This is a genomic window from Neptunicella marina, from assembly GCF_014270035.1.
GTDB classification, from domain to species: Bacteria; Pseudomonadota; Gammaproteobacteria; order Enterobacterales; family Alteromonadaceae; genus Neptunicella; species Neptunicella marina.
This window is the reverse complement of the sequence record NZ_JACNEP010000001.1, coordinates 281,457-295,241: the sequence shown is the minus strand read 5'-3', so window position 1 is coordinate 295,241 and position 13,785 is coordinate 281,457. Positions and strand designations below refer to the sequence as shown.

The following is a 13,785-nucleotide window of genomic DNA, read 5'->3' as shown; positions in this document are numbered from 1 at the left end:
TATATTAAAGGCCAGTAGTAAACTGGCCTTTATTTTATTAATTTATCCTTCGGGAAAATCGCTTAAATTGAGATGACAGGTAATGATAACGTTATGATTAAAGTGGGAATTTTAGGTGCTAATGGCCGAATGGGGCGTGTTTTAATTGAAGCTGTTCAATTAAGTGATAAGGCGATGTTAGGCGCCGCTATAGTTAGAGAAAGTTCAGATTGGAAGGGAAAAGATGCCGGTGAACTGGCAGGTACAGGCCGCTTAAACAATGCAATTGTGGCACTGGATGATATTGACAATAACGATATTGACGTAATGATTGATTTTACGTTAGCACAGGCACTTGAGTGTAATCTTGAGTGGTGTAAACAACATAAAATCCCGATGGTTATTGGCACAACAGGCTTAAATGACGCCCAAAAACAGGCTTTGGAATTCGCTGCTGGAGACATTCCTATTGTCTTTGCTGCAAATTACAGTGTCGGTGTGAATTTACTGCTTAAGTTGGTCGAGCAAACTGCCAGAGTAATGGGCGATACGGCTGATATTGAAATTATTGAAACACATCACAGGTTCAAAAAAGATGCACCATCCGGCACTGCAGTTGCGTTGGGTGAGCAAATTGCACAAACTCTGGACCGGGATTTACAGCAATGTGCAGTATATGGGCGCGAAGGTGATACGGGTGAACGCGAGCAAAAAACAATTGGCTTTGCTACGGTTCGGGCCGGAGATGTGGTGGGCGACCATACTGTTTTATTTGCTGATATTGGTGAGCGCATCGAATTAACCCATAAAGCATCAAGTCGCTTAACGTTCGCCAAAGGCGCGGTAGTTGCAGCCGGTTGGGTAGTAAACAAGCCCGCCGGATTGTATTCCATGCAGGATGTCCTTTCACTTTAAACGTTATGCAGATATTTGACTAAATTGTAATTTTTAAGGCTTTTAATGTGAATTTTAATTATAAACCTTGTTTTTACATTTTTGTCTAATTCTTTATGGACGGGCAAGCTTAACTCATATACAATACTGTGGTTTTGCCAAAAATTAGCAAGTTGCTTGCAAATGGTAGGGTAAACAGTTGCTGACGGGTGTGTAGATGCCCGTTTTTCTTAAGGTTTTCCAGTATAGGAGGTTGGTTTGTCCAAATCTGCCCTTTTGGTCCTTGAAGACGGTTCTGTTTTCAAAGGCACCGCCATTGGCGCTGATGGTATATCAGTCGGAGAAGTCGTTTTCAACACATCAATGACAGGCTATCAGGAAATTCTCACCGATCCCTCTTACGCCGAACAAATAATTACCCTCACTTATCCCCACATCGGCAATACCGGCACTAACAGCGAAGATACAGAATCCAATAAAATCTGGGCCAAAGGTCTGGTTATTCGTGACTTACCGCTTGTTGTCAGTAATTTTCGTTCAGAGCAGAGTTTATCTGAATATTTACAACAACATGGTGTTGTAGGAATTGCCGATATTGATACACGTCGCTTAACACGCATTCTGCGCACAACAGGTGCACAAAATGGCTGCATCGTGGCTGGAGATATAGACGAAGCAAAAGCATTACAGGCGGCTAAAGATTTTCCTGGATTAAAAGGCATGGATCTGGCGAAAGTTGTTTCAACTGATAAACAATATAACTGGAATGATTCGGTATGGTCTTTGGAAAGTGGTTATGCTGAAGATCAGCAAAACTTGCCATATCACGTGGTTGCGTACGATTTCGGTGCCAAACACAATATTTTGCGTATGTTAGTTGAACGCGGATGTAAATTAACGGTTGTTCCAGCCCAAACATCAGCCTCAGATGTATTAGCACTTAATCCTGATGGTGTCTTTCTTTCAAATGGCCCGGGAGACCCTGAGCCTTGTGACTATGCTATTGAAGCGATTAAAACGCTGTTGGATAAAAATATACCTATATTCGGCATTTGTTTAGGTCACCAATTACTGGCTTTGGCCAGCGGCGCTAAAACGCTGAAAATGAAATTTGGTCATCATGGTGCCAATCATCCGGTAAAGGATGTGGAACAAAATCGCGTTATTATAACCAGCCAAAACCATGGTTTTGCGGTTGATGAAACCAGCTTACCAGATAACCTTAAAGTGACGCATATCTCACTATTCGATCAAACCTTGCAGGGCATCCATCGCACTGATAAGCCTGCGTTTAGTTTCCAGGGACACCCTGAAGCAAGTCCGGGTCCGCAAGATGCTGCCGCATTATTTGATCATTTCATTGAATTAATCAACGAAGCCAAAGGATAAGTGACCGATGCCAAAACGTACTGATATAAAAAGTATTTTGATCTTAGGTGCCGGACCAATTGTTATTGGCCAGGCATGTGAATTCGACTACTCCGGCGCGCAGGCATGTAAAGCGCTGCGGGAGGAAGGTTACCGGGTTATTTTAGTCAACTCCAATCCTGCCACCATCATGACTGACCCTGAAATGGCTGATGCAACCTATATTGAGCCAATTCACTGGGAAGTGGTTAAGAAAATCATTGAAAAAGAACGTCCGGATGCGGTTTTACCAACCATGGGCGGTCAAACTGCACTTAACTGTGCGCTGGATTTAAACAAGCATGGCGTGCTTGAAGAATTTAATTGTGAGCTAATCGGTGCATCGGCAGATGCCATCGATAAAGCCGAAGATCGCGAACGTTTTGATAAGGCCATGAAATCAATTGGTCTTGAATGTCCGCGCGCCGAAATTGCACACTCGATGGAACAAGCGTTTGATGTGGTTAGCCGTATTGGTTACCCCTGCATCATTCGCCCATCTTTCACCATGGGTGGCACCGGTGGTGGTATTGCATACAACAAAGAAGAATTTGAAGAAATTTGTCGCCGCGGTCTGGACTTGTCGCCAACTAACGAACTGTTAATTGATGAATCGTTAATTGGCTGGAAAGAATATGAAATGGAAGTGGTTCGCGATAAAGCAGATAACTGTATTATCGTGTGTACCATTGAAAACTTCGACCCAATGGGTGTTCACACCGGTGACTCAATTACTGTTGCGCCAGCACAAACCTTAACTGATAAAGAGTTCCAGATTATGCGTAATGCGGCGATGGCGGTATTACGTGAAATCGGTGTTGAAACAGGTGGTTCAAACGTACAGTTTGGTGTGAATCCAGATAATGGCCGTATGGTTATTATTGAAATGAACCCACGTGTGTCGCGTTCTTCAGCACTCGCATCTAAAGCAACAGGTTTCCCGATTGCCAAAGTGGCAGCCAAGCTGGCCGTGGGTTATACCCTGGACGAGCTGGCAAACGATATTACCGGTGGTAAAACACCTGCATCGTTTGAACCTTCAATCGATTATGTTGTGACTAAGATCCCACGTTTTAACTTTGAGAAATTCCCCGGCGCTAATGACCGCTTAACCACCCAAATGAAATCGGTAGGTGAGGTGATGGCGATTGGTCGTAACCAACAAGAGTCATTACAAAAAGCGTTACGTGGGTTGGAAGTGGGCGCCAGTGGTTTCGATCCCATTGTTGATCCTGCCGATCCCGATGTTAAAGCGACCTTATTACGCGAGCTGATGGAGCCCGGTGCGGAACGTATTTGGTACATCGCTGACGCCATGCGTTATGGCATGAGTGTGCATGAAATTCATAGCCTGACCAAAATCGACATGTGGTTCCTAGTACAGATTGAAGAAATCATTCAGCTCGAGCAACAAATTGCAGCATGTGGTTTGGCTGGCATTGATCAAAACTTAATGCGCACGTTAAAACGTAAAGGTTTCTCTGATTTACGAATGGCTGACTTAACCAAAGTTAGCGAAGATGATGTACGAGAAGCGCGCCGTAATATGGGCATTGTACCGGTTTACAAACGTGTTGATACCTGTGCTGCCGAATTCTCAACGGATACGGCATATATGTACTCAGCTTATGATGAGGAATGTGAAGCCAATCCAAGTACCAAAGATAAAATCATGGTGTTAGGTGGCGGACCAAACCGTATCGGTCAGGGCATTGAATTTGACTATTGCTGTGTGCATGCTGCGCTGGCGTTACGTGAAGATGGTTACGAAACTATTATGGTTAACTGTAACCCTGAAACGGTGTCTACCGATTACGACACCTCAGACCGTTTATATTTCGAACCTGTTACCCTGGAAGATGTATTGGAAATTGTGCGTATCGAGCAGCCCAAAGGTGTGATCGTGCAATACGGTGGTCAGACACCACTTAAATTAGCTCGAGCTTTGCAAGCTAATGGTGTACCTATTATCGGTACATCACCGGAAGCGATAGACCGCGCGGAAGACCGCGAGCGTTTTCAGCAGATGGTTCATAAGCTAAATCTGAAACAGCCGGCAAATGCCACTGTCACCAATATTGAACAGGCGCTGGAAGAAGCTGAACAAATAGGTTTCCCACTTGTGGTTCGTCCATCTTATGTATTGGGTGGTCGTGCGATGGAAATCGTTTATGACATCAGCGATTTAAAACGTTATCTGAACGAAGCAGTTAAAGTGTCAAATGACTCTCCAGTATTATTGGATCGTTTTTTAGATGATGCCATTGAAGTTGATATCGATGCCATGTGTGACGGTGAGCAGGTGCTAATTGGCGGTATCATGGAGCACATCGAACAGGCTGGTGTTCATTCCGGGGATTCTGCTTGTTCGTTACCGCCTTATTCTCTGAGTAAAGATATTCAGGACACCATGCGTGAGCAAGTTAAAGCCATGGCGCTGGAGCTGGGAGTGGTTGGTTTGATGAATACTCAGTTTGCGGTAAAAGATGGTGAAGTGTATCTGATTGAGGTTAACCCTCGTGCTGCGCGTACTGTGCCATTTGTATCTAAAGCCACAGGCATGCCGCTGGCTAAGATTGCTGCACGTATCATGGTAGGTAAAACACTTAAGCAACAAAATATTGCTGCTGAGATTATTCCTCCTTATTACTCCGTTAAAGAAGTGGTGCTGCCATTTGCCAAGTTTATGGGCGTGGATCCTTTATTAGGTCCGGAAATGCGTTCTACCGGTGAAGTTATGGGCGTGGGAGACTCGTTTGAAGAGGCCTATGCCAAAGCTAATTTAGGTGCCAGTGCTCCTATCCCTAAAGGTGGAAAAGCATTGTTATCGGTTCGCAATAACGATAAACAGCGTGTTGTAGAACTGGCTAAAGCGATGATTGCAAAAGGATTTACTCTTGAGGCTACAAAAGGAACGGCATCGGTACTTGAAAAAGTCGGCGTAAGCTGCAATGTTGTTAATAAGCTTTCGGAAGGTCGTCCAAACTTAATGGACGCCATCAAAAATGGTGAATACAATTACATTGTTAATACCACCGAAGGACGTCAGGCGATTACCGATTCGGTATATATCCGCCGGGCAGCGCTGGTTAATAAGGTAACCTACACCACAACATTGAATGCCGCATTTGCTACGATTAATGCAAATGAAGCCGATGACAGAGCGAAAGTCACCTCTGTTCAGGAACTACATACAAGAGTTAATTAAAATATGAGTCAGTATCCGATGACTGCTCATGGCGCAGAATTATTGCGCCAGGAGCTGAATGAATTAAAAACGGTTAAGCGCCCGCGTATTATTCAGTCTATTGCTGAAGCACGTGAACACGGTGATTTGAAAGAGAATGCTGAATACCATGCTGCTCGTGAAGAGCAGGGCTTCTGTGAAGGGCGTATTCAGGATATCGAAGGTAAATTATCAAATGCGCAAATCATCGATGTCACCAAAATGGCCAACAATGGCAAAGTGATTTTTGGCGCGACAGTGACAATCGTGAATACTGAGTCTGGTGCAGAAACGACTTATCGGATTGTGGGCGAAGATGAAGCCGATATTAAAAATAATTTAATTTCGATTACATCACCGATTGCCCGCGGTCTGATTGGCAAAGAATTGGATGAAGCCGTAAATATTCAGACGCCAGCAGGATTGGTTGAATATGAAATTGTTGATGTACAATACGTTTAACATCTAAAAATTAATATAAAAAAACGAGTCCTTGGACTCGTTTTTTTATGTCTGCAATTTAGCGTTTCGGTATGTCGATCTTTGCTTCTTCACTCTGGCGATATAATACAAGGATATGGCCGATTACCTGAACTTTTAAAGCTCCGGTCTCACGTACAATCGCATCCATCACTAGTGCTTTTTCTTCCCGATCGATACTCGGAACTTTGACTTTGATTAATTCATGATAGGTCAAGGCAGCATCGACTTCAGCCAGTACTCCTTCCGTCAGGCCATTTCCACCTAGTTGAACAACTGGCTTCAGTGAATGCGCTAAGCCTTTTAAGTACTGCTTTTGTTTGTTTGATAGATTCATTTACAAATTAAATTGGTTATTTGAGATTGAAAAACGCTATTCTAGCGCCATCTTTGCAGTATTCCTAATTCAGTATGTAAATAGATGATAAAAACCATCCTGTTACAACGAAATCATAATGAATATTTGGTTGATTGGGTTGGGTTTGAACACAAAAACAGTATTTTTCGGGGGGAAGAATACGCAGGCTAAAATAATACAGGCAATCTGTTGGTTTTATTCTTGACGGAAATAGATTTAGCCGAGCTCACAACCGTGCTACTTGCGGGCAACTATGGTAGCGACGGAGGTGAAATTATAGTAGTCTTGTTTTAGTTAACTATTCGCTTTACAACCTCGTGAAGCGTGATTGATAGAGGTCACAACATTGAGTGATATGGCAAAAAATTTAATCCTTTGGTTGGTCATCGCATTGGTGCTGATGTCCGTATTTCAAAGTTTCAGTCCGGGTGATTCATCCAGCAGACAAATGGATTACACCCAGTTTGTACAGGATGTTCAGCAAGGTCAGGTGCGCGAAGTGCGCATTGATGAGCGTGAAATCAAAGGGTTTAAACGTTCTGGCGAAAGCTTTGTGACCTATATCCCTTATTTCGATGATAAGCTGATCGATGATTTGATTAAACACGATGTACGTGTAGTGGGTGAGCCACCTGAAGAGTCATCATTTTTAGCTTCTGTATTTATTTCGTGGTTCCCCATGTTGCTGTTGATTGGTGTGTGGATTTTCTTCATGCGTCAGATGCAGGGTGGCGGTGGTCGCGGAGCGATGTCCTTTGGTAAAAGCAAGGCACGTCTGTTAGGTGAAGATCAAATTAAGACTACATTTGCCGACGTAGCCGGTTGTGATGAAGCCAAGGAAGACGTTGCTGAGCTGGTTGATTTCCTGCGTGACCCATCTAAGTTCCAGAAATTAGGCGGTAAAATTCCTAAAGGGGTTTTGATGGTTGGCCCGCCAGGAACAGGTAAAACCCTGCTGGCTAAAGCGATTGCTGGTGAAGCCAAGGTCCCGTTTTTCACCATCTCTGGTTCTGATTTTGTTGAAATGTTTGTTGGTGTGGGTGCATCACGTGTGCGTGATATGTTCGAGCAGGCAAAAAAATCAGCACCTTGTATCATTTTTATCGATGAGATTGATGCGGTAGGTCGCCAGCGTGGTGCCGGTTTGGGTGGTGGTCATGATGAGCGTGAGCAAACCCTTAACCAAATGTTGGTTGAAATGGATGGTTTTGAAGGTAACGAAGGTATTATTGTTATTGCTGCCACCAACAGACCTGATGTATTAGATCCCGCGTTATTACGTCCTGGTCGTTTTGACCGTCAGGTCACTGTCGGTTTACCTGATGTACGCGGACGTGAACAAATTCTTAAAGTACATATGCGTAAGGTTCCACTGGGTGACAATGTAGAAGCCTCTGTGATTGCGCGTGGTACCCCAGGTTTCTCCGGGGCAGATTTGGCCAATCTGGTCAATGAAGCTGCATTGTTTGCTGCGCGTGGCGGTAAACGCTCTGTTTCTCAGGAAGAGTTTGATAAAGCAAAAGATAAGATCATGATGGGCTCAGAACGTAAGTCTATGGTGATGTCTGAAGATGAAAAAGCGATGACGGCTTATCATGAAGCAGGTCACGCGATTGTCGGTCGTTTAGTGCCTGAGCATGATCCCGTTTATAAGGTTTCAATTATCCCTCGTGGTCGCGCTTTGGGTGTAACTATGTATTTACCAGAACAAGACAGATACAGTCATTCTAAACAGCATCTGGAAAGCATGATCTCCAGCTTGTTTGGTGGCCGCATAGCTGAAGCGATTATTTATGGTGATGAAAAAGTTACCACCGGTGCGTCAAATGATATAGAGCGTGCTACAGATATAGCACGTAAAATGGTAACGCAATGGGGCTTATCGCAAAAAATGGGTCCGATGATGTATGCTGAAGAGGAAGGGGAAGTTTTCCTTGGGCGTAGTATGGCAAAAGCCAAACATATGTCCGATGAAACGGCCCGGGCAATCGATGCCGAAATTAAATCAGTGATTGATAGTAACTATGATCGTGCAGAACAAATTTTAAAGGACAATATCGATATACTGCACTCAATGAAAGATGCTCTGATGAAGTATGAAACTATCGATGCACATCAGATTGATGACTTAATGGCGAGAGTCCCGGTAAGGGAGCCAGCTGATTGGTCTTCCCGTGATGACAACACTCCAAAAGGTGGTGCCGCAACCGGGGATGATGATAAGGCGGTGCAAAGCCCATCAAATAAGCCGGGCGATATCCCGGGGTAATAAACTGTAAAAGGCGCCTTTGAGCGCCTTTTATTTCATCTGTATTTGTTCAAGTAAAATATCTTCATGCAATTTTCTAATAAATTTGTCGATTTGTCAGTGCCTCGCATTATGGGCATTTTAAATGTAACTCCAGATTCTTTTTCCGACGGCGGTAAATATAATCAATTGGATCGAGCCTTGTATCAGGCGGAAAAAATGTTGGAGCAAGGGGCCGAGTTTATCGATGTTGGAGGCGAATCTACGCGTCCAGGCGCCTCAGATGTAACATTGGATGAAGAATTACAACGAGTGATTCCTGTTATCGAGGCAATTCATAAACGTTTTGATTGTGTTGTTTCAGTCGATACCAGCAAAGCACAAGTCATGAGTGAATCTGTTAAAGCAGGAGCCGGGCTGATAAACGATATTCGTGCGCTTCGTGAAGACGGTGCATTGCAGGCGGCTGCATCTGCAAATGTGCCTGTATGTTTGATGCATATGCAGGGACAACCTCGTACCATGCAGCATAATCCTGTTTATGGGGATGTCGTGCGTGACGTTTATCTGTTTTTGGCTGAACGCATCGAAGTTTGTGTAAAAGAAGGCATTGGGAAAGAGCAAATATTGCTAGACCCAGGCTTTGGATTCGGTAAAAATTTGCAACAAAATTACCAACTTCTGGCAAATCTATCAGAATTTCATCAATTCGGTTGTCCGTTATTAATCGGTATGTCACGTAAAACCATGATTGGAAAGATAACGGGTAAAGAGCCTGATGAACGGCTGGCAGGTAGTTTAGCCGCAGCAACTATTGCGTTTATGCAAGGGGCGCAAATTATGCGGGTACATGATGTCGCCGAAACAATTGATGCGTTGAGAGTGGTACAGGCAACAATGGAATGCAAAGGAAAAGAATAATATGACACGACAATATTTTGGTACTGATGGTATCCGTGGAAAAGTAGGTGAGAGTTTAATCAATCCGCAATTTGTCACTAAACTTGGCTGGGCAGCAGGTAAAGTGTTGGCCAGTCGCGGAACCAGTAAAGTACTTATTGGTAAAGATACGCGTATTTCGGGTTACATGCTTGAATCTGCCATGGAAGCTGGATTATCTGCGGCCGGGATTAATATTGGTCTGTTAGGTCCAATGCCTACACCAGCCATTGCTTATTTAACTAAAACCTTCCGCGCAGAAGCCGGGGTTGTAATTAGTGCGTCACACAATCCTTATTATGATAACGGGATTAAGTTTTTCTCCAGCGATGGTACCAAATTAGATGATGACATTGAGCTGGCTATCGAAAATATGATGGCGCAGGACATGGTATGTGTCGCGTCAGATAAATTGGGTAAAGCCTATCGTATTGATGATGCAGCAGGTCGGTATATTGAGTTTTGTAAGGGTAACTTCCCGACGGAACTGTCTTTAAATGGTATGAAGATTGTGGTCGATTGTGCTCATGGTGCTACCTACCATATTGCTCCTAATGTACTGAAAGAGTTAGGGGCTGACGTTATTGAAATTGGTACAAAGCCAGACGGTTTAAATATCAATGACAAGGTGGGGGCTACCTCGATGGAAGCGATTCGTCAGCGTGTGTTAGACGAAAAAGCTGATGTTGGTTTTGCTCTCGATGGTGATGGGGATCGAATTATGCTGGTCGACCATAAAGGGAACGTACTTGATGGTGATCAGATTGTTTATATCATTGCACGTGAGTCATTAAAATCCGGTCGTTTACATGGTGGTGTTGTTGGCACCTTAATGAGCAATCTTGGTCTTGAATTAGGATTAAGTAAGCTTGGCATCCAGTTTGAACGTAGCAAAGTGGGTGACAGGTATGTCATGGAGTTGTTGCAGTCTAAGGGGTGGAGCATAGGCGGTGAGAGTTCTGGTCATGTAATTAACCTTAATGCGACGTCAACCGGTGATGGTATTGTGGCTGGGTTGCAAGTATTGACCGCCATGTTGCGAGCTGAAATGTCACTGTATGAACTGAGTCAGGGCATGGAGAAATTCCCTCAAACTTTGGTTAATGTTCGTTTTGAGGCTGGCTGTGATCCATTAAGTCAGCCAACAGTCCAGCAAGCGGTAAAAACGGCAGAACAGGAAATGGGCGAGAGTGGGCGTGTTCTTTTGAGAAAAAGTGGCACAGAACCTTTGATCCGAGTGATGGTAGAGTCCCGTGATGAGACTGTTTCGGATAAATGGGCAAACCATATCGCTGAAGAGGTTAAAAAATCGGCAGCCTGAAACGAAATACAGTATAGCTACTTGTAACTTTTAAACGGGTCGGATAATATCACGCCCGCTCTTAGGTGGAGTCATGAATAAACCGCAAAAAAGAAAAATTCTGGTTGCCGGAAATTGGAAAATGAACGGTAATTTGGCATTAATCGACAGTATGTCGCAGACATTTGCAACGCAGGATTTTAAGCATGTAGATGTTGTGGTATGTCCTCCGGCAGTTTATCTATCATCATTTAATGAACCGGATTTTGCCATTGGTGCGCAAAATGTCAGTCATTTGGATGGTGGGGCATATACCGGTGAAGTATCAATTTCTATGTTGAGTGAGCTTCCGGTTAAATATGTAATTGTAGGGCATTCAGAACGTCGGGAGTATTTTAATGAGAGCAACGAATTAATTGCTGAGAAAGTTTATAAAATACTGGAATGTGGATTGACTCCAATTTTTTGTATTGGTGAATCTGAACAAATACGTGAAAGTGGTAAATTGTTTGGTTTTCTGGCAGAGCAGTTGGATGCAGTAATAAACCGTATAGGTATTCAGGCATTTAATCAGCTAATTGTTGCTTATGAACCAATCTGGGCGATTGGTACAGGCAAAACGGCAACACCAGAGCAGGCGCAGGAAGTTCACCACTTTATACGCGAACATTTAGCCGGTCATGATGCTAATACGGCATCCGGCGTAAGAATTTTATATGGCGGCAGTGTTAATGCTGCCAGTGCATCTGCCCTGTTTTCTCAACCCGATGTGGATGGGGGATTAGTGGGAGGTGCAAGTTTGAAACCAACGGAATTTGTTAACATCTGCTTAGCAGCAGAGCAACTGGGGTAAAGCATGCTTTACGAAGTATTATTAGTTATCTATTTAATTGTGGCCTTATTACTGATTGGTATGGTGTTGATCCAACAGGGTAAAGGTGCCGATATGGGCGCTTCTTTTGGTGCGGGTAGTTCAAATACTATGTTTGGAGCCTCAGGCTCAGCAAACTTTATGAGCCGCACAACTGCAATTCTTGCCACCTTGTTTTTTGTAATTAGCCTTATCCTCGGTAATTTATCCAGTAATCAGGTTAAGCAAGGTGATGAGTGGGAAAATATTGAAACACCTGCCGCGCAAACTCAAATGGCTGATGAAGCTCCTGCTCCAGCAAAAGAGCAGCAGCCGGAAAATACTATCCCAGAATAACGTTTTAGCGGACGTGCTGAAATTGGTAGACAGGCAGCGTTGAGGTCGCTGTGAGCGCAAGCTCGTGTGGGTTCAAGTCCCACCGTCCGCACCATAAATAAAAAAAGCCGCACCTAGTGCGGCTTTTTTATCTTTTATCTCATCGAGATACCGCTCACTCACTCTGCTATATATGAGTACTAACCAAATGGTTACCTACATGAAGCATAAAGATCAGCACGCCCTATTTGTTTGCGCTTGATCAAATTTGCATGCATCGCTTCCTGTTAATATTGCCTCAAGTGTATTAAAGGGGGCTCTATGTCGTATAAACCATTAATTAATCCAGACGTTTTAGCGCGCTACAATGCTAATGGTCCTCGCTATACTTCTTACCCAACAGCATTAGAATTTCATGAAGACTTTGATTATTTTGATCGCATTGAAGCGGTTAAGCAGTCAACATCACAAGATTTGTCTTTGTATGTGCATATCCCATTTTGTCATAGCCTTTGTTACTACTGTGGCTGCAATAAAATTGTTACTCGTCACAGCCATAAGGCTGATCAGTATTTAGATGCATTGATTCAGGAAATAAAAAGTCTTAGTCAGGCTTATATTCGTTATTCGGTGCGCCAGTTGCATTTGGGAGGCGGAACGCCAAGCTTCCTGACGCAAAAGCAGATGGCCAGATTGCTTAGTGCTATTCGCCAGCATTTTAATGTTGTCGATGATATTGAAATGAGTATTGAAATAGATCCGAGACGTTTACCTGATAATTATATGGCAGAACTAGCCGAACTTGGGTTTAATCGTCTTAGTATCGGCGTACAGGATACCAATACCGATGTTCAACTTGCTATTAACCGGGTTCAGGATACTGCCTATATTACAGGCCTGGTAAAGAAGGCTCGTGAGCTGGGGATTAATTCAGTTAATCTGGATTTAATTTATGGTTTACCAATGCAGTCAACGACAGGGTTTGCCAAAACATTAAGTGATGTTATTGCCATGGATCCTGATCGTATCTCTTTGTTTAGTTATGCACATTTACCCTCACGTTTTGCAGCGCAGCGTAAAATCAAAGACGCCTGGTTGCCTGATGCCAAAACTAAGTTAGCTTTGATGGAGCAGGCGATAAATGTTTTTACTCGGGCAGGTTATCAGTTTATTGGCATGGATCATTTTGCCAAACCTGAAGATGAACTTGCAGTTGCGCAGCGTCAGGGAAGGCTTAATCGCAACTTTCAGGGATATACCACTACTGCAGACTGTGATTTGCTGGGATTGGGCGTCTCTTCAATTAGTGCCGTTGGACCTTCCTATAGTCAAAATGTAAAAACGCTGGCGGAATATTATCAATTAATTGCTGATCAGGGTCATGCGCTGGAGCGTGGTGTGACGTTAACACAGGATGATAAAATTCGTCGTTGGGTGATCAGTCAGTTGATGTGTAATTTTCAGTTAAACACCGATATCTTTAGGCAACATTTTGCACTGGAGTTTGCTGAGTACTTTTCGGATGAGCTGAAATCCCTGAGTGAATTTATTCAGGATGACTTAATTACTGTGAGCGAAAAAGGTATTGTGGTTGAACCTCAGGCAAAACTGTTGATCCGAAGTATATGCATGAAGTTTGATACCTATCGCCAGCAGCAACAGGAATTACGTCAGTTTTCAAAGGTTATTTAACCTATTGGTACAGACTTTTTCTAAAAGAGTGATTATTGTTTAAGACCTGTATGTCGTTTCAGGTTTTTTATCGCCT

At 43.5% G+C, this 13,785-nt stretch carries 11 protein-coding genes and 1 tRNA gene; 11 read left to right on the top strand and 1 reads right to left on the bottom strand.

The window, feature by feature from the left end:
- Positions 1-93: 93 nt before the first annotated feature.
- From dapB to greA, 4 genes are all read left to right on the top strand, one after another.
- Complete coding sequence (gene dapB, locus H8B19_RS01410; protein WP_186504985.1) at positions 94-894, top strand: 4-hydroxy-tetrahydrodipicolinate reductase; 801 nt, start codon at positions 94-96, stop codon at positions 892-894.
- Between the two features lie 237 nt (positions 895-1,131).
- Positions 1,132-2,262, top strand: a complete 1,131-nt coding sequence (gene carA, locus H8B19_RS01405) for a glutamine-hydrolyzing carbamoyl-phosphate synthase small subunit (protein WP_186504984.1) — start codon at positions 1,132-1,134, stop codon at positions 2,260-2,262.
- 7 nt (positions 2,263-2,269) lie between these two features.
- Positions 2,270-5,488: a carbamoyl-phosphate synthase large subunit gene (gene carB, locus H8B19_RS01400; RefSeq protein WP_186504983.1), complete on the top strand. Its 3,219-nt coding sequence runs from the start codon at positions 2,270-2,272 to the stop codon at positions 5,486-5,488.
- A 3-nt stretch (positions 5,489-5,491) separates the two neighbouring features.
- Positions 5,492-5,968 carry a transcription elongation factor GreA gene (greA, locus tag H8B19_RS01395; protein ID WP_186504982.1) on the top strand — a complete coding sequence of 159 codons (477 nt, stop codon included), beginning with the start codon at positions 5,492-5,494 and terminating at the stop codon, positions 5,966-5,968.
- Positions 5,969-6,026: 58 nt separating this feature from the next.
- Here the strand turns inward: greA and yhbY are convergent, their stop codons facing one another.
- A complete protein-coding gene (gene yhbY / locus H8B19_RS01390; protein ID WP_186504981.1) occupies positions 6,027-6,323 on the bottom strand; it encodes a ribosome assembly RNA-binding protein YhbY in 297 nt (98 codons plus the stop codon).
- A 367-nt stretch (positions 6,324-6,690) separates the two neighbouring features.
- On the opposite strand from yhbY, the gene ftsH reads away from it, so the two are divergent.
- The 7 genes from ftsH (at position 6,691) to hemN (ending at position 13,709) form a co-directional block, all read left to right on the top strand.
- The gene (gene ftsH / locus H8B19_RS01385; RefSeq protein WP_186504980.1) at positions 6,691-8,613 is read left to right on the top strand and encodes an ATP-dependent zinc metalloprotease FtsH; all 1,923 of its coding nucleotides are present in this window, start codon (positions 6,691-6,693) and stop codon (positions 8,611-8,613) included.
- A gap of 66 nt (positions 8,614-8,679) precedes the next feature.
- Positions 8,680-9,513 (top strand): dihydropteroate synthase, encoded by an 834-nt coding sequence (gene folP / locus H8B19_RS01380; protein WP_186504979.1) that lies wholly within the window; start codon positions 8,680-8,682, stop codon positions 9,511-9,513.
- 1 nt (position 9,514) lies between these two features.
- On the top strand, positions 9,515-10,852 hold the full coding sequence (gene glmM / locus H8B19_RS01375; RefSeq protein WP_186504978.1) for a phosphoglucosamine mutase: 1,338 nt from the start codon (positions 9,515-9,517) through the stop codon (positions 10,850-10,852).
- Positions 10,853-10,925: 73 nt separating this feature from the next.
- A complete protein-coding gene (tpiA, locus tag H8B19_RS01370) occupies positions 10,926-11,684 on the top strand; it encodes a triose-phosphate isomerase (protein WP_186504977.1) in 759 nt (252 codons plus the stop codon).
- 3 nt (positions 11,685-11,687) lie between these two features.
- Positions 11,688-12,038 (top strand): preprotein translocase subunit SecG, encoded by a 351-nt coding sequence (secG, locus tag H8B19_RS01365; RefSeq protein ID WP_186504976.1) that lies wholly within the window; start codon positions 11,688-11,690, stop codon positions 12,036-12,038.
- 7 nt (positions 12,039-12,045) lie between these two features.
- Positions 12,046-12,132: transfer RNA gene (locus tag H8B19_RS01360), tRNA-Leu, on the top strand.
- Positions 12,133-12,338: 206 nt separating this feature from the next.
- A complete protein-coding gene (gene hemN, locus H8B19_RS01355) occupies positions 12,339-13,709 on the top strand; it encodes an oxygen-independent coproporphyrinogen III oxidase (protein ID WP_186504975.1) in 1,371 nt (456 codons plus the stop codon).
- The last annotated feature ends 76 nt before the right edge of the window (positions 13,710-13,785 follow it).